20 protein-coding genes are annotated in these 24386 nt (G+C 64.1%); 13 read left to right on the top strand and 7 right to left on the bottom strand.

Annotated elements, in window-relative coordinates; translation table 11 throughout:
• The first annotated feature begins 38 nt into the window (after positions 1-38).
• Together INT29_RS11395 and INT29_RS11390 are read left to right on the top strand one after the other, a co-directional pair.
• Positions 39-884, top strand: a complete 846-nt coding sequence (locus INT29_RS11395; RefSeq protein WP_193071680.1) for a DNA-formamidopyrimidine glycosylase family protein — start codon at positions 39-41, stop codon at positions 882-884.
• Between the two features lie 133 nt (positions 885-1017).
• Entirely contained in the window at positions 1018-1968 is a 951-nt protein-coding gene (locus tag INT29_RS11390; protein WP_101571834.1) for an aldo/keto reductase, read from the top strand.
• Here the strand turns inward: INT29_RS11390 and INT29_RS11385 are convergent.
• Both INT29_RS11385 and INT29_RS11380 read right to left on the bottom strand, forming a co-directional pair.
• Positions 1931-3166 (bottom strand): MFS transporter, encoded by a 1236-nt coding sequence (locus INT29_RS11385; protein ID WP_101571836.1) that lies wholly within the window; start codon positions 3164-3166, stop codon positions 1931-1933. The two genes, INT29_RS11390 and INT29_RS11385, sit on opposite strands and share 38 nt — an antisense overlap.
• A gap of 4 nt (positions 3167-3170) precedes the next feature.
• Positions 3171-3908 carry a TetR/AcrR family transcriptional regulator gene (locus INT29_RS11380; protein ID WP_101571838.1) on the bottom strand — a complete coding sequence of 246 codons (738 nt, stop codon included), beginning with the start codon at positions 3906-3908 and terminating at the stop codon, positions 3171-3173.
• Positions 3909-3955: 47 nt separating this feature from the next.
• Between INT29_RS11380 and INT29_RS11375 the strand changes: the two genes are divergently transcribed.
• Both INT29_RS11375 and INT29_RS11370 read left to right on the top strand, forming a co-directional pair.
• The gene (locus INT29_RS11375) at positions 3956-5356 is read left to right on the top strand and encodes a flavin-containing monooxygenase (RefSeq protein WP_193071679.1); all 1401 of its coding nucleotides are present in this window, start codon (positions 3956-3958) and stop codon (positions 5354-5356) included.
• Complete coding sequence (locus INT29_RS11370) at positions 5353-6177, top strand: SDR family oxidoreductase (RefSeq protein ID WP_101571843.1); 825 nt, start codon at positions 5353-5355, stop codon at positions 6175-6177. Before INT29_RS11375 ends, INT29_RS11370 begins: the two co-directional genes overlap by 4 nt.
• A gap of 56 nt (positions 6178-6233) precedes the next feature.
• Here the strand turns inward: INT29_RS11370 and INT29_RS11365 are convergent, their stop codons facing one another.
• On the bottom strand, positions 6234-7469 hold the full coding sequence (locus INT29_RS11365) for a threonine/serine ThrE exporter family protein (protein WP_101571845.1): 1236 nt from the start codon (positions 7467-7469) through the stop codon (positions 6234-6236).
• A 76-nt stretch (positions 7470-7545) separates the two neighbouring features.
• Positions 7546-9174, bottom strand: a complete 1629-nt coding sequence (locus tag INT29_RS11360) for a GMC family oxidoreductase (protein WP_226841879.1) — start codon at positions 9172-9174, stop codon at positions 7546-7548.
• 142 nt (positions 9175-9316) lie between these two features.
• On the opposite strand from INT29_RS11360, the gene INT29_RS11355 reads away from it, so the two are divergent.
• Positions 9317-9598 carry a muconolactone Delta-isomerase family protein gene (locus INT29_RS11355; RefSeq protein WP_257930137.1) on the top strand — a complete coding sequence of 94 codons (282 nt, stop codon included), beginning with the start codon at positions 9317-9319 and terminating at the stop codon, positions 9596-9598.
• Between the two features lie 27 nt (positions 9599-9625).
• Here the strand turns inward: INT29_RS11355 and INT29_RS11350 are convergent, their stop codons facing one another.
• Entirely contained in the window at positions 9626-11587 is a 1962-nt protein-coding gene (locus INT29_RS11350; protein ID WP_101571849.1) for a primary-amine oxidase, read from the bottom strand.
• An 88-nt stretch (positions 11588-11675) separates the two neighbouring features.
• Here INT29_RS11350 and INT29_RS11345 point away from each other — a divergent pair, with 88 nt between their 5' ends.
• The 4 genes from INT29_RS11345 (at position 11676) to INT29_RS11330 (ending at position 16458) form a co-directional block, all read left to right on the top strand.
• Positions 11676-12293 (top strand): TetR/AcrR family transcriptional regulator, encoded by a 618-nt coding sequence (locus INT29_RS11345; RefSeq protein ID WP_101571851.1) that lies wholly within the window; start codon positions 11676-11678, stop codon positions 12291-12293.
• Positions 12294-12389: 96 nt separating this feature from the next.
• Positions 12390-13358 (top strand): helix-turn-helix domain-containing protein, encoded by a 969-nt coding sequence (locus INT29_RS11340; protein WP_193071678.1) that lies wholly within the window; start codon positions 12390-12392, stop codon positions 13356-13358.
• 96 nt (positions 13359-13454) lie between these two features.
• Positions 13455-14951, top strand: a complete 1497-nt coding sequence (locus tag INT29_RS11335) for an APC family permease (protein ID WP_226841877.1) — start codon at positions 13455-13457, stop codon at positions 14949-14951.
• 91 nt (positions 14952-15042) lie between these two features.
• Positions 15043-16458: an aldehyde dehydrogenase family protein gene (locus tag INT29_RS11330; protein WP_193071677.1), complete on the top strand. Its 1416-nt coding sequence runs from the start codon at positions 15043-15045 to the stop codon at positions 16456-16458.
• Between the two features lie 3 nt (positions 16459-16461).
• Here the strand turns inward: INT29_RS11330 and INT29_RS11325 are convergent, their stop codons facing one another.
• Positions 16462-17064 carry a TetR/AcrR family transcriptional regulator gene (locus tag INT29_RS11325; protein WP_101571859.1) on the bottom strand — a complete coding sequence of 201 codons (603 nt, stop codon included), beginning with the start codon at positions 17062-17064 and terminating at the stop codon, positions 16462-16464.
• Positions 17065-17141: 77 nt separating this feature from the next.
• Between INT29_RS11325 and INT29_RS11320 the strand changes: the two genes are divergently transcribed.
• Entirely contained in the window at positions 17142-18878 is a 1737-nt protein-coding gene (locus INT29_RS11320; RefSeq protein WP_193071676.1) for a CocE/NonD family hydrolase, read from the top strand.
• A gap of 21 nt (positions 18879-18899) precedes the next feature.
• Here the strand turns inward: INT29_RS11320 and INT29_RS11315 are convergent, their stop codons facing one another.
• Positions 18900-19862 carry a LysR family transcriptional regulator gene (locus INT29_RS11315; protein ID WP_226841876.1) on the bottom strand — a complete coding sequence of 321 codons (963 nt, stop codon included), beginning with the start codon at positions 19860-19862 and terminating at the stop codon, positions 18900-18902.
• A 101-nt stretch (positions 19863-19963) separates the two neighbouring features.
• Here INT29_RS11315 and INT29_RS11310 point away from each other — a divergent pair, with 101 nt between their 5' ends.
• From INT29_RS11310 to INT29_RS11300, 3 genes are read left to right on the top strand one after another with little or no spacing between them, the layout of a single operon-like run.
• Positions 19964-21376: an MFS transporter gene (locus tag INT29_RS11310; protein WP_193071675.1), complete on the top strand. Its 1413-nt coding sequence runs from the start codon at positions 19964-19966 to the stop codon at positions 21374-21376.
• A 55-nt stretch (positions 21377-21431) separates the two neighbouring features.
• Positions 21432-23132 (top strand): acyl-CoA dehydrogenase family protein, encoded by a 1701-nt coding sequence (locus INT29_RS11305; protein ID WP_193071674.1) that lies wholly within the window; start codon positions 21432-21434, stop codon positions 23130-23132.
• Between the two features lie 26 nt (positions 23133-23158).
• On the top strand, positions 23159-24385 hold the full coding sequence (locus tag INT29_RS11300) for a CoA transferase (RefSeq protein WP_319020886.1): 1227 nt from the start codon (positions 23159-23161) through the stop codon (positions 24383-24385).
• Position 24386 lies beyond the last annotated feature (1 nt).

Genomic DNA, 24386 nt, shown 5'->3' with positions numbered 1-24386 from the left:
GCAGTGCCACTGTGTGTGCAAGGGCGCATACTGGTTCCATGCCGGAATTGCCCGAAGTCGATGCACTCGTGAATTTCCTGCGCTCGCACATCGTCGGGGATTTCATCTCCCGGACCGATATCGGCGAGCTGAGCATCCTCAAGACGGCGGATCCGCCGCTGGCGGCGATCAGCGGGCTCGAGATCAGTGGGGCCTCCCGGGTGGGCAAGGCCCTCGTCATCGAGCTCGACGGGCTCGAACTGGTCTGCCGGTTCGCCCGTGCCGGCTGGTTGGTCTGGCACGATCAGGTGCCCAGCGGTCCGGTGAGGATGGGCAAGGGGCCCTTGGCTCTGCGCATCCACTTGGCCTCCGGTGCCGGATTCGACATCAGCGAAGCGGGAACGAAGAAGAACGCCGCGGTCTCCCTCGTGACCGACCGCGCCGCGGTGTCCGCCATCGCCAACGCCGGACCCGATGCCCTGTCCATCGGAGTCGAAGAGTTCACTGCGGCGCTGGCCGGTTCGACGGCACGGATCAAGACCGTGCTCGGAGATCAGAACCTCATCGCCGGCATCGGCAACGCCTACTCCGACGAGATCCTCCACACCGCACAACTCTCCCCATTCGCCCCAGCCAATCGGGTCGATGCCCCGGCACTCCTGGAGACGATTCGCGAAGTGCTTGGCCAGGCCCGCGAGGCCCTCTTCGATCTGCCACCGGCGAAGGTCAAGGCGGCGAAGAAACGTACGTTCTGCGTCCATGGCCGCGCCGGTCAGACCTGTCCGGTGTGCGGGTCGACCATCGCCGAGGTCTCCTATGCCGATAAGTCGCTGCAGTACTGCCCCGGCTGCCAGACCGGAGGCAAGAAGCTCAGCGACCGCAGAATGGACCGACTCCTCAAATAGCGAAGGACCTCCATCGCCGAGGTGGCCCGGCCAGCGGAATTTTCACCGCCGGGACTGTCGTTATGCCAGGTGAAAGACCACGCGCGAACCACGCGTGAACCGACCACGAACCTCGAGTCGACACAGGAGCATCATGACGCAGCAGGTAGCGATTCCCGGCACAGACCTTTCCATCTTCCCCATCAACCTGGGCACGAACACCTTCGGCTGGACCGCTGACGAGGCCGGATCCCACGCCGTCCTCGACGCGTTCGTCGCCGCTGGAGGCAACTTCCTCGACACCGCAGAGTCCTACCCGGCGTGGGTTCCCGGCAACACCGGCCGCGAATCCGAGACCATCATCGGCACCTGGCTCGCCGCCCGCTGCAACCGCGATACGGTCGTCATCGCCACCAAGGTCGGAGACCACCCGGATCACAAGACGCAGAATCCCGATTACATCCGCACCGCCATCGACGCATCCCTTCAGCGCCTGCAGACCGATCATGTCGACCTCTACTACGCGCACCGAGATGATGAGGTGACCCCCATCGCCGAGGTGGCCCGGGTCTTCGATGAGATCGTGCGTGCCGGTAAGGCCAAGCACATCGCCGTGTCCAACTACTCCCCAGACCGCCTCGCCGAATGGTTGGCCGTGGCCGAGGCGGAGAACCTGGCCAAGCCGGTGGCGATCCAGCCCCAGTACAGCCTGGTCTTCCGGAAGGAATACGAAACGCAGCTGGCGCCACTGGCACGCGAGCACAACCTCGGCGTCTTCAGCTACTTCAGTCTCGCCGCCGGATTCCTGACCGGAAAATACCGCACCGAAGAAGACCTCGAGGGAGCCAGCCGCGGTGGCATGGTGCAGGGCTACTTCAGCACTGAGGGGCTCAAGGTCGTCGAAGAGCTGGTCGCTGTGGCCAAAGCCCACGACGTGGCACCGGCAACCATTGCGCTCGCCTGGCTGCTGGCCAAAGGTGCAAGCGCCCCGATCGTCTCGGCGCGCACACCCGAGCAGCTCGATGCACTGATGGCCGCTCCGGAGATCACGCTCACAGATGACGAGGTCACCCGTCTCGATCGAGCCTCGTCGCCTTTCGCCTGACCAGGAGCGGGCGCATCGCGATCAGGCCGAGGATCGGCCCCGGCAGGAGCAGCCAGACGGCGGCCACTCCGATTACGGCGATGAGGCTCTGCAGGATGACGATGCTGATGACGCTGACGGCGAAGCCGAGCGAATTCATCACCGTCAGCCCCGTTCCCGTCAGCTCTGCGGGAGCGTAACGGGCAGCGAGATCCGAGAACTGGGGAGAGTCTGCGATGACAAGGAGACCCCAGAGCATGAGAGCCGCAATGAGGAGCGGGCCGATGTCAGGCAGCAGAGGGTAGATCAGGCACATCAGTCCCGACCCAGCCAGGGCCGTTGCGGCGACCGCTGCACTGCCGGTCCTGCGGCTGATGATTCCGCCGAGCACACATCCCAGGACCCCGGCGGCGATGACGAGGAAACTCGTTGTCGCAAACCCCGTCGGGCCGTCCGCGTCGGCCAAAGCCGCGATGACGAGTGTGGGCACGACTGCCCAGAAGGCGTAGAGCTCCCACATGTGGCCCACGTATCCGAAGACGGCGGCGCGAAACATCCTGTCCCGGAACAGTCTCCGCAGCGCTGGACTTCCGACGGACTTCGAGGGCCCGGAAGTCGCATCGGACGCATGTGACCGAGCCGCTCGGGGCCCGGAGATCGTTGCCACGAGCACGGCTCCCAGCACCGCCAGTGCGGAGGAGCCCCACATGATCGACTCCCAGGGCAGGGCGGCGCCGACGGCTGACAGGAACTGTGGCATCGCGGTGCCCAGGGTGAGCATGGCCACGAGCCAGGCCAGAGCCTGCGCGGACTTCGCCTGCGCCCGTTTGACGATCATCTTCATCCCCATCGGGTAGATACCCGCGAGGCTCACGCCGACGGCGAAGCGAGAGATCCACACGAGGACGAGGTCAGAAGGACCTAGCGTCCACACGAAGTTCAGTCCAGCACCGAAGAGGCTGGAGAGAATGAAGATCCGCTCGGGCGGGAACCGATCGGCGATCCCGGTCGCCGCGCTCAGCAGCGTTCCGACGATGAACCCGATCTGGGTGGCCGCGATCAGCCACCCGAACTGAGCCGGCGTCGAACCCAGCCAGGCGGAGAGGCCGTCGACGGCACCGCTGGGGCTGAACCACAGCGACGTTCCGAACCACTGCGCCACGACGATGGCCAGGATAGCCACTCCTGCTCCCCGCCCCATCTGCGATTGCGACGCCATCGAGTCATTCCTCGCTCGTCGGGGACACGCCATAGGCGCGGAGGGCCACCTCGGCGATGCGGGTGAGGAATTCGCTTGTCGAGGTACGGTCCGCAGCCGGTGTCTGCACCCGCTGGACAAGTGCCTCGGTGATGCCTCCGACGAGGATGAGGCTGGTGAACCCGAGCTCGTCCGGCTTCTGCAGCGCGGGAATCTCCGGCAGCTCGTAGGTGGTGTGAACGCGCACGAATGCGGCATCGACGGCGGCTGCGAGGATGCGCATCGTCTCCCGCCGCCGCGCTTCGAGCGATTCATTGACGCCGACGGCCTCGACCTCGAGGACGCGAGCCTTGCGCTCATCACCGAGCATCGGCATCAGCGCGGCGGAGACGACGTTGACGGTGGCCTCGACGAGACTCGCGCCGGCCGGGATCGTCAGCGTCGTCAGAGCATCGACGATCTCCTCGTTGAGGACGGCGTAGAGCTGTTCGAGCAGCGACTCCTGCGCAGTGATCGACTCCCGCACTGCCCCCGACTCTCGCACTGAACCCGATCTGTGAGCGGGGAAGAGATCGTAGAAGGACCGACTCGAGACCCCGGACTCCTGACACAGGGCCTGGATCGAGGTCGCACGGAAACCAAGCGTTCCGTACAGTTCGAGGGCGGCCTCGAGGAGACGCTCACGACGTTCTCCGTCACGGTCGGCGCGTGAGGTTCCACGCCACAGTCCCGCCGAGGCTGCGCCGGAGGAATGATCATTCATTTCTCCAGTGTAGTGAAAATTTTGATTTTCAATGGCAGTATTGTGACATGCCTTACAATGTCAAGCAGGAGCATCGTGCTCCGAAAGTGACCGCGCCCATCCCGCCGAACCCCGCACTGCCGCGGGTCTGCGTGATCGGAGCCGGAGCCTCGGGCCTCGCCGCAGCCAAAGCCCTCTACACCGCGGGCGTTCCGTTCGACTGCTTTGAAAAGGGCAGCGAATTCGGTGGCAACTGGCTCTTCGACAACCCCAATGGCGTCAGCGCCTGCTACGAGACCCTGCAGATCAACACCTCGTGCCCGCGCATGGCCTTCTCCGATTTCCCGATGCCGGCTGACTACCCGAACTACGCCAGCCACGATCAGGTCTACGCCTATTTCCGCGATTACGTCGACCACTTCGGATTCGGCCACACCATCACCTTCAACACCGAGGTGACCCATGTCCGCCGAGGCGAGAACGGCGGTTGGGATGTCGACATCCGCCCGACAGGTTCCTCCGCCGAATCTTCTGCCAACAGCGACACGGCAGAGTACGAGACTCGCCGTTATGACGCAGTGATGGTCGCCAACGGCCACCACTGGGATGCCCGCTGGCCCGACCCCGGCTACCCCGGTCACTTCGACGGCGGGCAGATCCACGCCCACGACTACCGCAGCGGCGAACAGCTCGAGAACCGCGACGTCGTGGTCGTCGGCGCCGGCAACTCCGCGATGGACATCGCCGTCGAGGGCTCCTACCGGGCGCAGAGCGTCAACCTCTCCATCCGTCGCGGACAGTGGGTGATGAAGAAGACCATCTTCGGCAAGGCGGCAGACCAGATCGCACTGCCGGGCTGGGTTCCCTGGTGGGCCACAGCGGCACGGCTGCGCATCGCCGCGATGCTCTCCGGGGGACTGCGCAGATACGGCCTGCCCACCCCGGAGCACACGCCCGGCCAATCGCATCCGGTGCAGTCGGATGCGATCAGGGACCGCCTCGACGAGGGTGCGATCACGGTGCGACCGGGCATCGAACGACTCGAGGGGGATCGTGTGGTCTTCACCGATGGAAGTGAGGCTCCGGCCGACCTCATTGTGTGGGCGACGGGATATCGGGTGAATTTTCCGTTCTTCGATCCGGACCTGATCTCCGCAGAGGGCAATGATCTGCCGCTGTTCAAGCGCATGGCCCACCCCGACCGCCCCGGGCTGTTCTTCATCGGCCTGCTCCAGCCGGTCGGTGCGATCATGCCCCTGGCCGAGGCTCAGTCCAAGCTGGCAGTCAAGACGCTGACCGGGGACTATGAACTGCCGAGCCGCCGGGACATGACCCGGCAGATGCATGAAGACGACCGCCGAAACAAACGGCAGTTCTACGATTCGCCCCGGCACACGATGCAGGTCGACTTCGATCACTATCTCTTGGAGCTTGAGCGCGAGATGCGCAGAGGAAAGGTGGCGGCATGAGCCGGACGACAACATTGGCAGGTCAGGTTGTGGCTATCACCGGCGGAGCCCGTGGCATCGGGAGAGAGATTGCCGCCGAGCTCACCGCGGCCGGGGCGAAGGTGTCGATCGGCGACCTCGACCTCGTTCAGGCCCAGGCCACCGGTGCAGAACTGGGTGTGCTCGCCTACCGGCTCGACGTCACGGATCCGGACTGTGTGAGCGCGTTCCTCAGCGAGGTGGCCCATGACCTGGGACCCATCGACATCTTCGTCAACAATGCGGGCCTGATGTGGGTCGGTCCCTTCGCACAGGAACCGCACTCCGCAGCTCGGGCGCAGGTCGACGTCAACCTGCTCGGTGTGATCAATGGGATCAAGGCTGCCGCGCCAGCCATGGTCGCGCGCCGACGCGGTCAGCTCATCACCGTCGCTTCGGCGGGCTCTATTCTGCCGACCCCGGGTGAGGCGACCTATGCCGCGACGAAGCACGGTGTGCTCGGCTACCTCAAGGCCATCCGCGCGGAGCTGCGCGGCACCGGTGTGCGGGTCACATCGATTATGCCCGGGGTCGTCGACACGGCACTGGCGGCCGGAACGTCGAGCGGGGCGGCAAAACTGCTCACCCCCGCCGAGGTGGCCCGCGCCGTTGTCAAGGCTGCCGCACGACCGCGGTTCGAGGTCACGGTTCCCGGATTCATCGGCCCCGGCGTCAAGGTCGTCAATCTTCTGCCCTTGCCGATCCGAGACCGGATCTTCGCTGCGCTGGTGCCCAATCAGCTCGAAGCGCGTAAGAATCAGCGGCAGGACTACGAAGCCTCATTCACTGCCCCGAAGAGCTGAATTCCGCAGCAGCCAGCAGCCAGCAGCCAGCAGCCAGCAGCCAGCAGTTGGCAGGATCAGGCGACGATCTCGTCCTTGGGTTCGACTGCGTGGGCGACCGCCGCACCGATGACGGTGCCGATGGCAATCGAGAAGAACGCCGCACCTGCCGCGAGCAGACCGCCCGCCACTCCGCTGCCCTCGCCGAACTCGAGTTGCGAGGCGTTGAGCAATCCGAATGAACCGGGCGCGACGATGAGGAACGCGGGGACGAAGCTGATACGCCAGATCGGTCCCCGCGGCAGACGGGAGAGGAGGACGGCTACCAAGGAGGCGGTCAGCGCCCCGGCGAGACCACCCACTGTGGCGCCGAACTGTGCACCGAGGCCGAGCTGCGCCAGCGCGGCCGCAGCGATCGTGAGAACGATCGGCACCGTGTGCTCGAGCGGGGTGTAGAAGTAGATCATCAGCCCGATGGTGGCAGCCAGGACGCCGAGGGCCGAGAGCTGCCAGGTCGAATCCGCCAGTCGAGTATTCCTCATTGCCTCGGCTCCGGTGCCGGTGATTGCGGCCGCACCGGCAACGCCCGCGATGAACATCGCCAGCTGCACCGTGGCTGAGACGAGGCGTGAACTGCCGGCCGAGAGTGCTCCGGCTGAGATCTCCGTCAGCCCTGTGACCACGGCGCTGCCGGGCAGCAGCAGCGCGAGAGTGGCGATGATCGTGCGCAGGGGACTCTCGAGCCAGCCCAGCTGGTAGCCGATGAGCACGATGACGGAGATGAGGAACGCAGAGCTCACAGGCAGCAGCGGATTGAGATTGGGCCAGCGACCGTTGAGGGCGAGGACGCCGGCGACGATGAGCGAACCGAAGGCGGCGAAGGCCAGATTGACCAGTCCGGGTTCGAGCAGCAGACACAGTCCGATGCCGATGGGCACGGCGCCGAGGTGGGAGAGCCAGCCGGGCCAGCGTGGCGGTGCCGCGTGCACTTCGGTTTCGATCTTCCGTGCGGCTGCTGACACGGTGAGCCGCCGCGCTCGGAGTGCGTCGACGATGTCGAGCAGCTTCGCGGTCTGATCGAAGCGCAGATCGGGCCCGATGCGTTCGAACTTCGTGGAATCTCCGGAACCCGACGTGAGGAACAGGCCACGGGGCAGGGCGGCGACGCGGAGTTTGCTGATCCCCAATGTGCGGGCCAGGCCGGTCAGGGCATCCTCGACGTCGACGGAGGAGATGCCGCCCGCGAGCAGCCCGGCCCCGATGGTGACCAGCAGGTCCTGGGCGGACGCAGGTGAATCGGTTTCCTCGTTCACTCACACACACCCTCTCGTTTGCAGGCCGGCCAACGAAATCGAAGACTACCAGCAGCCGGCCTGGCGAGGGAGCCGGTCACTGCCCGGGAGCGGTGATCCCCTCCACGCTGGAGCCCACGAGGGTGGCGGCCGCGCGTTCGGCGATCATGATCGTCGGGGCGTTGGTGTTGCCAGTGGGTACCTGCGGCATGATCGAGGCATCGGCGATGCGCAGCCCCTCGAGCCCGTGGACCTTGAACGACTGCGGATCGACGACAGCGGTATCGTCCTGACCCATCCGGCAGGTCCCGACTTGGTGGTGATAGGTCACGACCGAGCCGCGGACATAGTCTTCGAGGTCATCGTCGCTGACCTCGGGGCCAGGGAAGATTTCGGTGGGCTGCCAGTGTGCCAGCGCTTCGGCGCGACCAATCTCCCGGCACTGTTTGACCGAGGCGGCGAGGGCATCGACGTCGGCCTGTTCGGAGAGCACATTCGGGTTGACCAGTGTTGGGTCCTGCGGATTCGGGCCGCTCAGGGTGACCTCGCCGCGGCTCTGTGGTCGCACGAGTCCACCCTGGAGGGTGAAGCCGTTGTCGGGGCCCGACTGCACATTGGGTGCGGAATCCTGGGCGTACATCGGCACGGAGAAGAACAGAGGCTGAGTGTCGGGAACCGGAAGTTCGGGATGCGACTTCCAGAACAGATGCACCTCGGCGGGGGCGATCTCACCCATCGGCACCGGCTCGGATCCGGTGGTGAAGATGACGGGGGAGAGCCAGTGGTCCTGCAGGTTCTTGCCGACCCCCGGCAGGTCATGGACAGGTTCGATCTCGACCTCACGCAGCTCGGCGGCAGGTCCGATTCCTGAGCGCAGGAGCAGCTCGGGGGAGGCCAGCGCTCCAGCGGTGAGGATGACTTCGTCTGCGTTCAGTGTCCCCACCCGTCCGCGGAAGTCCACCTCGAGACCGGTGACCTGTGTGCCGTCGAGGAGGAGACGACGAGCATGGGTCGATGTGAGAACCGTGAGATTTCCGGCGCCGAGGCGGGGCTTGAGGTAGGCCCGCCACGTGTTCAGGCGTTTGCCCTCGCGCACGTTGAGCTGGATCCGGGAGATGCCTTCGACGCTGCCCGAGTTGTAGTCGGGGTTGTAGCTCAGTCCGGTCTGTTGACCTGCGGTGACCATGTCCTCTTGGATGGGGTTGCGCTCATAGTTGAGGCGCACATCCATGGGTCCCTGGGTCCCGCGCTCTTCGGTGATGTCGCCGTCGAAGTTCTCGATGGCCTTGAAGACTGGCAGTACTTCGTCCCACGACCAGCCTGGGCACCCGGAGTCAACCCACTGCTGGTAGTCCCAGGCATCGCCGCGGACCCAAATCACGGCGTTGAGCGCATTCGATCCGCCCAGGACCTTGCCGCGCGGCAGATGGATCTTGCGATTCATCGCGGATGGCTGCGGGGTCGTGTAGTAGTCCCAGTCCTGTGCCGAATGCCAGATCAGGCCGAGGGTGTTGAGGTGGTCGATGTTCGGGTTCGTCTCATCCCCGCCGGCCTCGACCAGGCAGACCGTCTTGCCCGCGTCGATGAGCCTGCTGGCGATGACACAGCCGGACGAGCCGGCCCCGACGATCACATAGTCGAAGTCAGTGTCGGGCAGTTCGGTGGGGAAGTTCTCACTGTGCTCGCTCATCGAGCCGGCGCTGTTCTGTGCAGTTGAGGCGTTCATGACGCCAGGCTAGTGACCTGGCTCACGAGACAACAGCGGTGGGGCGGAACTCTGCACGCACACTCAAGCGGGACCGCTGTCTGTGCACGGAGGATCAATGCGGGAAGCTTGTTGTGGGACGGCCGAGTTGTCCCCAGCACGCATGGATGTCGAATTTCCAGAATCGATGACCGACGAGACCAAGGCTGATTTCCAGGTCAAGGAGATGGCCTATTCCGCCGAACTTCAGGAACGCGGAATCATGAAGGGCATCTGGCGCATCGTGGGAGAATACTCCAATATCTCGATCTACGACGTCAATGACCTCGACTTCCTGCACGCGACGTTCCAGGGCTTCCCGATGTTCGCCTATATGAACGTCAAGGTCACACCCCTGGCGAAGCACCTCAACGCGATCACAGACGACTTCTTCCGCCAGCTCTGAGCCGCGCGGGGGCGCCGCGCAGCAGTCTCACCCCTCGCAGCAGTCGCCGCCGGACCCACAGCAGTCTCCGTCCGAGGCCGGAGCAGGCACATCGAGAACGGGGGAGCGGTCGAAGAACCCCTCCGGCCGCAGCTTGAACCCGACCGTATCCACGGGCATGATCGGCCAGTCCTCGACCCGGGGGAAGTGGGTGAGGCCGAAGCTGTGCCAGAGAACGATGTCCTCACCGTCGACGTTGCGATCAGCAGCAGTCCAGGTAGGCAGCCCCGCATGGCCGGGATGCTGGTTCGGGAAATCTCCGGTCGGGTAGCGCTCATCCTCGTGATACTGCGAGACCCACAGGGCCTTTGATGCGAACGTCGCGCGCTGGTGGATCGAAGAATCCTCGGCCGCCAGCAGGGTCGGCAGACCCGTCGGATGGAGTTTGTAGCCGACAGGCTCGCCGAGGCGGTTGGTCGACTCCAGGTTCGACACGACCCAGGTCCGAGCTTTCGACTGATCCGCATCGCGCTGCGCCTGAAGCTCCGTTCCCAGCACCGTGCGCTTGCGGCTGAAGGCGTTGCCGCGCGGATTGGTCTCGGAGACCGGGAGCCGCACGACGTCTTCCTCCTCGACCCGGCACTGGCCGCCGTCGAGGGCGAAGTCGAGTCGAGCTCCGAAGAGATGCTGATGGAACGGGGCTCCGAGGCCGGGCGCGATCTCCGAGGCGAAGTCCGTTGACCCGTTCGGCAACGCCGAGGTGAAGACGACGCCGGTGGCCTTGGCCTCGAACTCGATCGTGCCGTCGAGGTAGAGGTACCAGTAGAAGCCGTAGTCGTAGTTGCCGACAGTGGTGAAGAAGGAGACGACGAACCGGCGATTGCGCCTGGTGTAGGCCACTCCCGACCACAGATCCGAGTGCTTGGCCAGGATCGAGGCATCCTCCTCGTGCATGCAGATCCCGTACTTGATCTGCCGTGGTTCGCCGAGGTTGTTCGCCACCCACGGAGACAGATACGTGATATCGCCCAAGCAGTCACACCCGAGTTCGAGGGAGTTCGCCCACTGCCCGACGAGGTACTCCCCGGTGTCGAAGTAGTTCTGCCAGGACCGCACTGGTGACGGGTCACCGTAGGGCACGACCATCTCCGCGATGGCCGCCCGATCGAGGATCGTTCGGGTGCGCTCGCCGTCAGTGAAGGCGATGTTGTGCAGGATGAGGCCCTCACGCATGTCGAAGCCGACGTCGAGGGACCACTTCTCCCACTCGATGTGATTGCCCTCGGACACAGTGAAGCTCGGACCCTCTGGCTGAGTGATTTCGATCGGCTTCTGCGTGGTGCGCACCGGACCTGTCAGCTCCGGATCCGTGTAGTTTCCGTGCTCGGCGGGCACCGGCATGTCCTCGAGATCAAGGATCTGGTCGACGGTCTTGTTCGTGACATCGACATAGGCGACGAGGCCATCGATCGGGTGCGCCCACGCGGAATCACTCTCATACTGCTGGTGGAAGGCCAGACCGCGCAGGATGCGCCGGCCCGATTCCTCCGGATATTCGAAGACACCGGCCGACAGGGGTGCCACACGGACTTCCTCGACGGGCAGGCCGCGACGGGCCAGGATCGACTGCCATTTCGGATCGGCGGCCAGCACCTCCTCGACGAGCTCGAACTCCTCTTCCATGACGGGGAACTCACCCTGAGAGGTGGAATCCACCTCGGTCACGGAATCGATCCGCGAATGTGTCACGGACACGATGATGTCCCGGGCACTGCCAGCGGTTTTGTCGAGGATGAAGGCACGGAAACGACGATCCACCTCGGCGGCACTCCGGGCCTGCCCGCGGACGGGATCAAGCAGGCCGAGGTAGGTCAGGCGCGCCTCGGCAGGGAAGTGCCCGGCCTCGCGCAGCACCGAGGTCACGGACGTGATCTCGTCCTCTGTGGGCAGTGAGAACGGCGTGAGAGTGGTCGAGGTGGAGGGTTCGGCGGGAGCGGAATGGCAAGACATGGGTGCACCTTTGCAACGTAAAATGTGTGCTGAGTCATGTAATAACCTACGCTTGTAGAAAATAAAGTCAAGAGCGGCCGGAGGAAGCATGCCCAAGATTGTGGACCACGACCAGCGTCGTCGTGAGCTCGTCGAGGCGACCCTGCGCATCATCGTTCGGCAGGGCTTGGCAGGGGCGACGATGCGCGACATCGCCACCGAGGCGGGCTTCGCCAACGGGGCGATCAAGTCCTACTTCGCCTCCAAATCCGATCTGCTGGCGGCCACCTATCTGTTCGTCTTCGAGGCCACGAATCGTCGCGTCGAATTCTCGACTGCGCACCTGCGAGGCATCGCGGCACTGCGGGCCTTCGCCCACGAAGTCCTCCCGGTCACCCCCGAACTCCACGACGAAGCCCGGGTCGTCCTGTCGTTCCTCGCCGAGGTGGCCCAGAGTCCCGACCATGCCCAGACCACTCGTACGACCATGAGCCTGTGGCGCACGTGGATCCTCAGCTGGCTGCACCAGGCCCACAGTGACCGGGAACTGGCCGCCGAGGTGGCCATCGAGCCCACGGCCGATGTGCTGCTGACGTATCTGCTCGGCGCTCAGACCACCGCGATCATCGGCGGTGACACCTTCGACTTCGCAGGCTTCCGAGGTCAGCTCGACTACGTCATCGTACGGCTGAGCGCCGTTCATGACCATTCGGTCGGTAAAACCTGACAGGCTCGTGACTCCCTGCGTGGTTGGGGATAGAGTGAGCGCCAAGCGGTCGTCGACGCTGACGTCGCCGACCGATCGTTTCTGCAGAGGACGAAGATGTTACTTGAGAGCACAGCCTCAGACTTCGACGGGTGGAAATCCCTCGTCTCGGACTCATTTGTGCCGCTGGACACCGAACCTCAACGCCGCGGCGGCTTCCGAGGGGCGATCAGCGCCCGTGACTACGATTCCGTGGTCATGTCCTATATCAGCGCCAACCCTCACGCCGTGCTGCGCACACCCAGCCTCATCTCCGCCGATACCGGCACAGGCGCCGGCACCGGCGGCCAGGGGGCAGGCCGGTCGAGCTACTATAAGGTGTCACTCCAGCTCAAGGGGCACGGGCTGCTCGTCCAAGACGGACGGGAAGTGTCCCTGGCACCCGGGTCACTGGCCATCTATGACACCTCGCGGCCGTACACGCTCAGCTTCGACTGCGACTTCTCCTCCTATGTCATGATGTTCCCGCAATCGCGGGTCAATCTGCCCGCTGAAACCGTCCGCCAACTCACGGCGACCTCGATCGGTGCTGAGCATCAGCTCGGAGTCGCCGCCACCCAGCTCATCACCCAGGCCGGGGCCATGCTGCCTACCCTTAGCCGATCAGTGGGCATCAGATTGGCCGGCAACGTCGTCGACCTGCTCGCCACGGTCATGGCCGATGAGCTGTCTGCGACAGAAGCGCCAGGGGAGAGGCAGCGGCTGTGGTCGCAGATCACCACCTACATCAAGGACCATCTCACCGATCCGCAGCTCACCCCCTCAACGATCGCCGCCGCACATTTCATGTCGGTGCGTGCCCTCCACCAGATCTTCGAAGGCAGCGGTGAGACGGTCTCCAGCGAGATCCGTCGCCTGCGCATCGACCGCTGCCGAGAGGACCTTGCTGATCCGTTGCAGGCTCAAGTGCCCGTCGCCGCGATCGGCGCCCGGTGGGGTCTGAGCGACCCTGCCCACTTCTCGAGGCTCTTCCGCAATGTCGTGGGCTCACCGCCGGCCCAATACCGCAGCAGCTCGCTGACCTGACTGCGCCGAAAGTCAAGAGTCCTGCCCCCAGAGCCAAGACGCGTCACACTCTGATGAGAGAACCTGACCATACAGTCAATCTCAGAGGTGGATCACATGGAAGTGAAAAGCGAACCAGGCTTCTATGCAAAGAACACAGTGCCGGAGGCTGCCAGTCTGGGGCTGAACTCCCGCCGGATCGGAACTCTCGCCCTCGTCTTCATGATCATCGCCGCCTCGGCGCCGCTCACGGTTGTCGCCGGCGGAGTCCCGAGCAACTTCGCAGTGACCGGGCTGCTGGGGATCCCTCTGTCGTTCATCGTCCTCGGCGTCGTCCTCGTGCTGTTCGCGATCGGATATGCGGCGATGAGCCGGCACGTGCACAATGCGGGTGCCTTCTTCGCCTACATCTCCAAGGGGCTGGGCAAGCCCGTGGGAATGGGTGCGGCACTGACCGCTCTGGTGGCGTATAACTCGTTGCAGATCGGCATCTCCGGAATGTTCGGCTTCGTCTTCTCCTCCTTCCTCGATTCGCTGTTCGGCTTACAGGTCTCCTGGTGGATCTGTGCGCTTGTCGCCTGGGCGATCGTCGGACTCATGGGCATCAGCCGGGTCGACTTCTCCGCGAAGGTCCTCGGGATCATCGTCGGCACCGAGTTCCTCGTCGTCATCGTCTTCGACATCATCGGATTCGCACACAGCCCCGAGGGCGTGACGGCTGACGGAATGCTTCCGGATCAGCTCTTCGCTCCTGGAGTCGGTGCCGCATTGGCCTTCTCGATCGCAGCATTCATGGGCTTCGAATCGGGTGCGATCTACAACGAAGAGGTCAAGGACCCCAAGCGCACGGCCGGGCGGGCGACGATCATCGCGGTGAGCGTCATCGCCGTCTTCTATGCGTTCTCCGCCTGGGCGATGACCGTGGCCGAAGGTGCATCGAACGTGGTCGGACGGTCCCAGGAGTTCGGACCTGACCTCATGTTCGTCTTCCTCGGTGAGCACGCCCCGGTGTGGTTCGTCGACCTCGCGAACCTTCTCTTCCTCACCTCTCTGCTGGCTGCGCTCGTCGCCTTCCACAACATCGTGGCCCGCTACTTCTTCGCCCTCGGCCGTGACCGGGTGCTGCCCGCATTCCTCGCCGCGACCTCTCGCCGTTCCGGTGCCCCTGTTGCCGGGTCCCTAGCCCAGTCGGGACTGGGTCTCATCGTCATCCTCGTCTTCGCCATCGTCGGCGCCGGCAGCCAGGACCCGCTCTTCCCCGTCGTCACCCTGTTCACCTGGCTCACGAACATGGGCGCCTTCGGCCTCGTGCTCCTCATGGCGCTGACCGCGTTGGCCGTGGTCGGATACCTGCGCTCTCACTCTCTGGAATATTCGCTGTGGACGCGAGCCATTGCACCGGGGCTCTCGGCGATCGGACTGATCGCCCTCTTCGTGTCCATCGTCATCAACTTCAACGTCCTCATCGGCTTAGAAGGCACCTCGGTGCTGTCCTGGCTGCTGCCTGCCATCGTGATCGTGCCCGGAATCATCGGAACCATCTGGGCCATAGTCCTCCGGTCGCGTCGCCCGCAGCTCTATGCAGGCATCGGCACAGGTGGAAGCCTGGGGTGAGGCCCCGACCCGTCCGATCCATGACCCAGCTTCGATCCGTGCCTCTCGTCCACACCTCAACCACTCGTTCCACCCCCGAAAAAGGAGAATCATGAGCACCGACCTCACCACTTTCGCAGGACTGCTGACATCGATCGATGACCCGAACGGTCGCGAACTGCTCGATCCTGCCACCGGCGAGGTCGTCGGTCGCACCCGTGAGGGCAGCACCGCCGACATCGACACCGCCGTTGCAGCTGCACGCAAGGTTCAGCCGGAATGGGCGTCGCGGACGTCGAAGGAGCGCAGCGATCTGCTGAACCAGGCCGCTGACGCGGTCGAGGCCTCCGCCGAGGCTCTGGCCGAGCTGCTCTCGCGTGAGCAGGGCAAGCCGCTCAACGGACCCAATGCCCGTTTCGAGGTCGGCGCCTGCGCCGCATGGCTGCGGGCCAACGCCGCTTTCGAGCTCGAGCCTGAAGTTCTTGTCAACGACGAGGAGACCCATGCCGAACTCCACTACGGACCCGTCGGCGTCGTCGGAGCCGTCGGCCCCTGGAACTGGCCGATGATGATCTCCGTCTGGCAGTTCGCGCCCTCTTTGAAGATGGGCAACACCGTCGTCCTCAAGCCCTCCGAATACACGCCGTTGTCCGTGCAGGCACTCGTCGCAGTGGTCAATCAGGCCCTCCCTGCCGATGCCCTCACCGTCGTCCCCGGCGGCGGCGAAGTCGGTGCCGCACTGACCTCGCATGCGGACGTCGACAAGATCATGTTCACCGGTTCGACGAAGACCGGCCAGGCGATCATGCGCTCGGCCGCCGATACTCTGGCCCGGCTGACCTTGGAGCTGGGCGGCAACGATGCAGGGATCGTGCTCGAGGACGCCGACCCCGTGGCCATCGCCGGCGACCTGTTCTGGGGTGCATTCATCAACACCGGTCAGACCTGTGCGGCGATGAAGCGCCTCTACGTGCCCGAATCCCTCTATGACCAGGTCTGCGAAGCCCTCGTCGAGGTGGCAAAACAGTCCCCGATGGGAGTGGGCCTTGATGAGGAGAACGTGCTGGGCCCGCTGCAGAACAAGCAGCAGTACGACATCGTCGCGAACCTCGTCCAAGCGGCCAAGGACTCCGGTGCGCGTGTGCTCACCGGGGGAGATCCCGTCGCGGGTCAGCCCGGGTACTTCTACCCGACCACGCTGGTGGCCGACATCGACAATGACAACCCATTGGTCGCCGAGGAACAGTTCGGGCCTGCCTTGCCGATCATCAAATACACCGACCTGGAGCAGGCCATCGGCTGGGCCAACGGGCTCGAGGTCGGGCTCGGTTCCTCGGTATGGGGCAGTGACCTCGAAGAATGCAAGAAGGTCGCAGCGCGGCTTGAAGCAGGCTCGACCTGGATCAACAAGCACGGTGCCGTGGATCCGCGCATCCCCTTCGGCGGCGTGAAGAAGTCAGGCTTCGGCCTCGAATTCGGACTCGAAGGACTCAAGCACGTCAGCGTTCCTCACGTGATCAGCTGGTAAGACCTACCCGAGGATCTCCTGGATCGCCGGGGCGGTGATCGCGACGATGTCGTCGACCTCCGCTTCGGACAGGGTGGGCACTCCGATGACTGATCTGCCGGTGACGATGCCGACGAGCATCGATGATGCCAGTGCTGCGCGCAATGCGGCACTGGCATCACTGCTGTCCGCAGTGCCCTTCAGCAGTCGGGACTGGATGAAATCGGCCAGCTGGTTGCTGGCATTCTCATTGACGATGGCGCCGCGCAGCATCGCCATCAGCGGCTGTGACTCCTCGGGGATGGATTCCCAGGCGCGCAGAAACGCGTGCACGACACGTTCGCCGAGGTGCTCGTCGGGTCCTTCAAAAGCGGTGTCGAAACGCTCCAGCGCCGAAACCGGCACCGCCATCACCGCGGCGAAGAGTTCCTCCTTCGAGCGGTAGAACTGCATCACCTGGGAGGCGTCGACCCCCGCATCGGCGGCGACCAGGCGGATCGTCGTGTCGGTGAATCCTTGGTTCGCGAACCGAGTCCGTGCGGCATCAAGGACCGCCTGACGGGTGGTTCCAGACCCGGGACGCCTGCCCCGCTTGGACGGTGACGACGATTCCTTTTCCTTGCTCATGGGACAAATGTATCTCCCAGAGAAATTTAACTCAACACCTGTTGAGTTTGGGTGCAGTGTGGACGTAGGCTCTCATCATGAGCGATGACCAGAAGGCATACATTCCATCCAGCCCGCTGCCGGAGGCCAGAACCGGCATTCTCACCGCCTTCGATCCAGGAACCAGAACCCTTGAAGCCGGCTTCCGAATCGCACCGCAGTTCCGAGAATTGCCGGTCGACATCGTGTTCGAGAAGGACACCTCCGTCCAGCTGCGCGACGGCACCACCGTCCACGTCGACATCTTCCGCCCTGCGGGAGCTGAGCAGGTACCGGTCATCGTGGCCTGGAGCCCCTACGGCAAGGCCCAGGGCACCTCGGCGAGCGTAATGGGAGTCTTCGGCCTCGCCGGACTCGACAACTCCGTCGTCTCCGGTCTGGAGAAGTTCGAAGGCCCGGACCCGGTGTACTGGTGTGCTCGCGGATACGCCATCGCCAACCCAGATATCCGCGGCGTCGTCGACTCCGACGGAGACAGTGTGCTCTGGGATCGTCAAGAAGGTCGCGATTGCTTTGACGTCATCGAATGGCTCGCCGAGCAGGAATGGTGCACCGGAAAGGTCGGCATGAGCGGAACGTCCTACCTGGCTGTCTCGCAGTGGTTCACCGCGGCGGAGCAGCCCCCGCACCTGGCCGCGATCAACCCTTGGGAAGGAGTCAGCGACGTCTACCGTGACCTCGTGATGCGCGGCGGAATGCCTGACACCGGGTTCGCTCGCCAGCTCCAGGAAGGCAGCTTCTTCGGCAAGGACCAGAAGGAAGACATCCTCGCCGAGACTGATGCCCACCCGCTGATGGACGAGCTGTGGGAGAATAAGATCCCCGAGTTCGACCAGATCAATGTGCCCGCCTACGTCGTGGCAAGCTACTCCAACACCCTGCATACGGCCGGAACCTTCCGTGCCTGGAGGCGGATGGCCGGCGAAGAGAAATGGCTGCGGATCCACAACTCCCAGGAATGGCCTGACTATTACGACGAGGCAAACGTCGAGGATCTGCGCCGATTCTTCGACCACTACCTCAGGGGTGAAGACAACGGATGGGAAGAGACACCTCGGGTGCGCTACTCGGTCCTCGACCTCGAAGGTGGTGACCGCACCGGCATTCCTGCCGAGTCTTTCCCACCTGCCGAAGTGGACTCGACGAGGTTCTACCTCGAGGCGAACTCGCGGAGCTTGACACTATCGGCACCGACCGCCTCGGCGGAGGCGAGCTACGACGTGGCAGCAAACCCGAACGCGGTCTCCTTCATCACCCGATTCGACGAAGAGACCGAACTGGTCGGATACCCGAAGGCCCACCTGTGGGTCGAGGCCCGCGGCTCCGATGACATGGACCTGTTCGTCCTGATCCAGAAGCTCGACGCACACGGAACACCGCTGCAGGCCTTCACCGTGCCGAACCAGAATGCCCGGATCCACGACGCCACCGATCATGGGGCGACGATCTTGAAGTACAAAGGATCTGACGGACGGCTGCGCGTCTCGATGCGCCACCTCGACGAGGCGCTGGCCACCGAGGACGTGCCCGCCCACACCTTCGACCGGGTCGAGAAGCTGCAGCCTGGTCAGGTCGCTGAAGTCGAGATCGAACTGCTGCCCATCGGCTTGGCCTTCCATCCGGGTGAGCAGCTGCGCTTCGTCATCAGCTCACGGAACCTGCTGGGTACGATGATGCCGGGAATCCACGAGTACGTCGGTGCGAACAGCGGTCAGCATGTGATCCACACAGGTGGAGAGAATGCTTCCTACCTCCAGCTGCCTGTGCTCAAGTAGTCGGCGAGGCAAGTCGCCTGCTTAGGCCTCGGGCAGGATCTCCCGCACGACCTCGATCACCCGGGCCAGGGCCTCCGAGGGGTTGTTGCGGCGCCAGCCCAACGCGAGGGTGAAGGCATCCCCGCCCTCTGCGAGGCGAACATAGGTGACTCCGTCGATGTGGATGTGGTCTGAGGATTCGACGACGATCGCAATGCCGACCTGGGCGCCGACGAGTGCAAGCAGGCTGTAGGGGTCGGGTGCTTCCTGCATGATGTGGGGGAGGAAGCCGGCCTCGTCGGCCAGGCGCATCATCACCTCACGGACTTGGGAGCCATGCGACGGGGCATAGGAGATGAATGGCTGATCGACCAGATCGGTCATCGACACGATCTCTTTGTCGGCGAGTTCATGGTCGGTGGGAAGGGCGACCATCACCCGCTCCTGGCGGATGGCATGGACGTCGATCCCGGCAGGTGAAGGTGGGCTGACCACTGCCAGATCCATTCTTCCGTCACGGATCGCCAGCGCCGCCTCGCCGGAATATGTCTGCGGGTGCAGCTCGAGACTGATGCCTGGTTGTCGGTGGGCGACTTCACGGGAGAGTCGGGACAGGATCGAATAGCCGCTGGTCCCGCCGAAGCCGATCTTCACCCGACCGACCACGCCTTCCTGCGCGGCCCGGGCGATGCGACGGGCCCCGTCGACCTGGGCTTGGATCCCCTGAGCCGGTTCGAGGAGCGCCTCACCGGAGGAGGTGAGTCTGACTCTGCGTGTGGTGCGCTCGAACAGCTGCACGCCCATGTCCTTCTCCAGCGAGCGGATCATCTGGCTCAGCGCTGGTTGGGCGATGTGCAGAGTCTCGGCGGCCCGACCGAAATGCAGCTCCTGTGCCACGGCAGTGAACGCCGCGAAGTGCCGCAGCTCCATCCGATGAACCTTCCTCCGAGGGGCAGCGAAGCTTCCTTCGTCGATCGCCGATGCCTCATTGATAAAAATATCCAATTAATAACCTAGAGATTACGTCTTGGACTCTGAGTAATACAAGTGGAACAGTGATCACTGGCACAGATTGAGCCACCACCTCCAGCAACTAGAGAGCAGACATGAGCAATCTTGGATCAGCGTCGATCCGCGACACGGACGCGACACCAGCTTCGACAGTCGATCCCAAGCAGGGGCGCCGCGCAGGCACCGCAGCCTTCGTCGGCACCACCATCGAATGGTTCGACTTCTACATCTACGGCACCGCCTCGGCGCTGGTGCTGGGCAAACTCTTCTTCCCGGAAGTCAGCCCCGCCATGGGCACACTCGCTGCCTTCGCCACGTTTGCCGTCGGCTTCATCGCCCGGCCACTCGGTGGCGTCATCTTCGGTCACTTCGGCGACAAATTCGGTCGGAAGAACACCGTCATCACGACACTCCTGCTGATGGGGATGGCCACGGTCGGCGTCGGCCTCCTGCCCACCTACGAGCAGATCGGCTTCATGGCTCCGATCCTCTTGGTCCTCCTCCGCATCATCCAGGGAGTCGCCATGGGAGGCGAATGGGGCGGTGCGGTCCTCATCGCGACCGAGTTCGCACCTCCGGGCAAGAAAATCCTCTACGGTGCCTTTGCACAGCAGGGTTCGCCGGTGGGCAACCTGTTGGCTACCGTCTCCTTCCTCGGACTGACCTATATGAGCGCGGAGAACTTCGGTTCCTGGGGTTGGCGGATTCCCTTCCTCGCCTCTGCCATTCTCATCCTCGTCGGACTCTACATTCGACTCAAGATCACCGAATCTCCCGAGATGATTGCGGCGACGGAGAAAGCACCGCAGACGCGCACCCCGATCGTCGAGCTGCTGCGCGACCATTGGAAGGTCGTCGGCCTGGCCATCGGTGCCGTCGTCACCGGCGTGGCTATCACCTACGTCAAAACCACCTTCGCTCTGTCCTGGGCGACGACCGACCTGGATTTCGGGCGCACCGAATTCCTTCAGATCGTGACTGTGGCCCTCATCGCCCAGGTGATCATCCAGCCCTTCGGAGCCATCCTTGCGTCGAAGATCGACACCAAAAAAGCCATCCTCGTCATGCTGCTGCCAGAACTGGTGCTGCTGCCGGCGATGTTCCTCCTTATCCAGACCGGCAACTTCGGGCTGGCGATGCTCGGCATGGTCCTGGCCACCGCGCCCCACGCAATGTACTACGCGGCACTAGCCGGCGTCCTCGCCCAGTTGTTCCCCACCACCATCCGCTACACCGGGATCTCCGTTGCCTACCAGGTTTCGACGGCGCTGTTCGCCGGCACCGCACCCTTCCTCAGCCAGTTCCTGCTCAGCACCACCGGATCGATCTGGGTCGTCGTCTGCCTCGGCCTCGGATACGTCCTCATCTCCATTGTCTGCATGTCGCTCCTGCTGCGCGGCAAATCCTGGATCAACCGCGAAGGAGAAGCCGGGCACCAGGCGAAAGCAAGCACCACCTCGGCGACCCCAACAGAACCCGCCGTCACGATACCCACCACGAGCATCTGATCACCACCGATTTCACCGATCAGCACAGCAGCCACCGATGACCAGAGAAGGAACAATGAACTACGTCGATCTCGACCCAGCCCTGCAGCCCCTCATCGAGTCCTATCTCGAGCCGGCGGATCGGGATCGCCTGGCCCCCGTGCTCACTGCCCTGGGCGCCGATGCGGCCGAGCGGCTCGCACCCTTGGCTGACGTGGCCGACAAGAACCCGCCGACTCTGGCCCAGTTCGATCGGGAGGGCGACCGGGTCGATGCCATCGACTACCACGCCAGCTACCAAGAGCTGCAGAAGGCCGCCTACGAGGAGTACGGTCTCTCCGCGCTCTCCCATCGCGGTCTCCATGGTTGGGATGACCTGCCCCCTCACCTGGTGAAGTACATCCTCTCCTACGTCTTCGTCCAGGCCGAGTTCGGTTTGGCCTGTCCCGTGTCGATGACCGATGCCGCTGCCAGGACCCTGCGGAAGTTCGGTGAAGGTCAGCAGATCACCGAGGCGATCGATCGTCTGATCTCAACTGATCCCGATCATCGGTTCACCGGTGCGATGTTCATGACCGAGATCCATGCGGGCACGGACATCGCCCAGACTTCGACGGTGGCCGAACGCGACGGTGAGAACTGGAAGCTGTCCGGGCGCAAATGGTTCGCCTCGAATCCCGACGCAGACATTATCCTCACCCTCGCCCGCTTCCCCGGCGGCGATGACACCACACGCGGTGTCGGACTCTTCATGCTGCCCAAACGTCGCCCGGACGGGTCGAAGAACTCCTATGTCATCGACCGTCTCAAGGACAAGCTGGGCACCCGATCGATGCCCAGCGGCGAGGTCACCCTTGACGGCGCCTACGCCGTGCAGGTCGGGAAGCTCGAACGCGGCTTTCGGCAGATGGCGGAGATGGTCAACACCTCCCGCCTGTCCAATGCGATGCGCGCCACCGCACTCATGCGCCGGTCGATCAACGAAGCGCTCGCCCACGCCCGCACACGGGTGGTTTTCGGCAAGCCCCTCATCGAGGCGCCACTGATGCGGATGACCCTTTTGCCGCTGCAGGCCGAAGCCGAGGCCGCCCTCGGGCTCGTCTTCTACTGCGGTGACATGCTTCAGCGCGGTGACGCCGGCGACGAGTCCGCGGCCGCGCAGATCCGTGTGCTCACCCCGCTGGCCAAACATTACATCTGCAAACGGGCTCGCTTCGTCACCGGAGAGGCGATGGAGATTCGCGGCGGTCGCGGCTACATCGAAGAATGGCCCGATGCTCGCCTCGTCCGCGATTCCCACCTCGGCTCCATCTGGGAAGGCTCGAGCAATGTCATCGCCCTCGACGTGCTGCGTTGCATGCGCAAACAAGACACCCACCGCCTCCTGGCGAAGACGATGGAAGAGAAGCTGACCCCCATCACCCTCGCCGAGGCGGGCCCTGAGGTCCGTGAGCTCCTGACCCGGTGGACGGCGATCGTCGACCGCGGTGACGTGATCCTGGGTGCTGAGCCGGATGTTGCTGAGGCTCTCATCGGCGGCTATGCCGACGATCTAGCACAGCTGATCATGGCTACCCTGCTGCTCGAACAGGCCGATGCCGAAGTCACCCGCGACACCAACTTCCGCAAGCTGCTCGTCGCCAAGGCCTTCATCGGCGGCAACATCAGCGCCGATGAAACTGCCGTCGTCGACACGCTCGCCCATTTCGAAGACATCGTCGACGGGGCAAGCGTGACCCGCGAAGCGCTGTCCTCACTCCCTGCACCCGTGGCCTGAAGCCACACACGACACCGGAGAAATTCGTGAGAACCACAGACACAGAGCCCACCCCCGATGCGACCACCGCGGCAGGTAGGACCTTCGAAGGGCCACTCGCCGGCGTGCGCGTCATCGATCTTTCGAAGATCCTCGCCGGTCCCTATGCCACGATGTCACTGGCGGACCTCGGTGCCGAGGTGATCAAGGTTGAGCATCCGGACGGGGGAGACCCGACACGTGCCTGGGGCCCGCCCATGGTCGGGGCCGATGCCACCTATTTTCACGCAGCCAATCACAGCAAGAAGTCCGTGACGATCGACCTCAAATCCTCTCGGGGACAGGCGCAGGTCCACGAACTGTTGGCTGGGGCCGATGTCCTTGTCGAGAATTTCAGGCCTGGCAGCTCCCTGCAGACGATCTTTGACTACAAGGAGCTCTCGACGAAGTTCCCGCACCTCGTCATCCTCCACATCTCCGCCTACGGTGACCACGGGCCGATGCGCGATGAACCCGGCTACGACATGGTTGCCCAGGCTCGGGGTGGGCTCATGTCCCTGACCGGTGAGGCCGGAGGCCCCCCGATGAAGTCCGGGTTCGCCATGGGTGACCTGGGGGCGGGCCTGTTCGGCATCATCGGCATCGTCTCCGCGCTCTTCGAACGCAGCCGGACCGGCAAGGGCCAATACCTGACGACCTCGCTCTACGAGGGTCAGCTGGCACTGCACGTGAACTGGGCGACGAACTACTTCGCCGACGGCAAACGCCCACAGGCTCTGGGCTCAGGTCACCCCAACCTCGTGCCCTACCAGGCCTACCCTGCCGCCGATGACTACTTTGTCATCGCCATCGGCAACGACTCCCTCTGGCAGCGGCTCTGCACAGCCATCGATCGGCCAGACCTCGGTGGTGACGAACGCTTGTCGGTCAACCGCGGTCGAGTCGAGAACCGCGAATACCTCAACGAGGAGCTCTCCCGCACCCTACGCACGAATACTGTTGACCACTGGTGTGCGCTGTTCTCGACCACCGGTGTTCCCGCCGCACCGATCAAACACCTCGACGAGGTCTATGCCGATCCGCAGACCGAGGCTCTGGGGATGGTCCAGACGGTCGAACATCCCACCGCCGGACCGATGCGACAGGTGGCCTTCCCGGTCAACTTCAACGGCGTCCGCCCACCTGTACGCTCGGCGCCACCGGAGCTCGGGGCCGATACGGACGACCTCCTCGGAGCCTCAACATCACCGACCACGACCACGCAAGGAGCCTGAT

The sequence above is a fragment of the Brevibacterium sp. FME37 genome, from assembly GCF_014897485.1.
GTDB lineage: Bacteria > Actinomycetota > Actinomycetes > Actinomycetales > Brevibacteriaceae > Brevibacterium.
The sequence above is the reverse complement of the archived record's forward strand: the minus strand, read 5'-3'. Positions and strand labels throughout refer to the sequence as shown.

What these genes read in the sequence shown, in the direction of transcription:
- INT29_RS11395 (WP_193071680.1), top strand. Translation starts at nt 39, where the DNA reads ATGCCGGAATTGCCCGAAGTCGATGCACTCGTGAATTTCCTGCGCTCG.
- INT29_RS11390 (WP_101571834.1), top strand. Translation starts at nt 1,018, where the DNA reads ATGACGCAGCAGGTAGCGATTCCCGGCACAGACCTTTCCATCTTCCCC.
- INT29_RS11385 (WP_101571836.1), bottom strand. Translation starts at nt 3,166, where the DNA reads ATGGCGTCGCAATCGCAGATGGGGCGGGGAGCAGGAGTGGCTATCCTG.
- INT29_RS11380 (WP_101571838.1), bottom strand. Translation starts at nt 3,908, where the DNA reads ATGAATGATCATTCCTCCGGCGCAGCCTCGGCGGGACTGTGGCGTGGA.
- INT29_RS11375 (WP_193071679.1), top strand. Translation starts at nt 3,956, where the DNA reads ATGCCTTACAATGTCAAGCAGGAGCATCGTGCTCCGAAAGTGACCGCG.
- INT29_RS11370 (WP_101571843.1), top strand. Translation starts at nt 5,353, where the DNA reads ATGAGCCGGACGACAACATTGGCAGGTCAGGTTGTGGCTATCACCGGC.
- INT29_RS11360 (WP_226841879.1), bottom strand. Translation starts at nt 9,174, where the DNA reads ATGAACGCCTCAACTGCACAGAACAGCGCCGGCTCGATGAGCGAGCAC.
- INT29_RS11355 (WP_257930137.1), top strand. Translation starts at nt 9,317, where the DNA reads ATGGATGTCGAATTTCCAGAATCGATGACCGACGAGACCAAGGCTGAT.
- INT29_RS11350 (WP_101571849.1), bottom strand. Translation starts at nt 11,587, where the DNA reads ATGTCTTGCCATTCCGCTCCCGCCGAACCCTCCACCTCGACCACTCTC.
- INT29_RS11345 (WP_101571851.1), top strand. Translation starts at nt 11,676, where the DNA reads ATGCCCAAGATTGTGGACCACGACCAGCGTCGTCGTGAGCTCGTCGAG.
- INT29_RS11340 (WP_193071678.1), top strand. Translation starts at nt 12,390, where the DNA reads ATGTTACTTGAGAGCACAGCCTCAGACTTCGACGGGTGGAAATCCCTC.
- INT29_RS11335 (WP_226841877.1), top strand. Translation starts at nt 13,455, where the DNA reads ATGGAAGTGAAAAGCGAACCAGGCTTCTATGCAAAGAACACAGTGCCG.
- INT29_RS11330 (WP_193071677.1), top strand. Translation starts at nt 15,043, where the DNA reads ATGAGCACCGACCTCACCACTTTCGCAGGACTGCTGACATCGATCGAT.
- INT29_RS11325 (WP_101571859.1), bottom strand. Translation starts at nt 17,064, where the DNA reads ATGAGCAAGGAAAAGGAATCGTCGTCACCGTCCAAGCGGGGCAGGCGT.
- INT29_RS11320 (WP_193071676.1), top strand. Translation starts at nt 17,142, where the DNA reads ATGAGCGATGACCAGAAGGCATACATTCCATCCAGCCCGCTGCCGGAG.
- INT29_RS11310 (WP_193071675.1), top strand. Translation starts at nt 19,964, where the DNA reads ATGAGCAATCTTGGATCAGCGTCGATCCGCGACACGGACGCGACACCA.
- INT29_RS11305 (WP_193071674.1), top strand. Translation starts at nt 21,432, where the DNA reads ATGAACTACGTCGATCTCGACCCAGCCCTGCAGCCCCTCATCGAGTCC.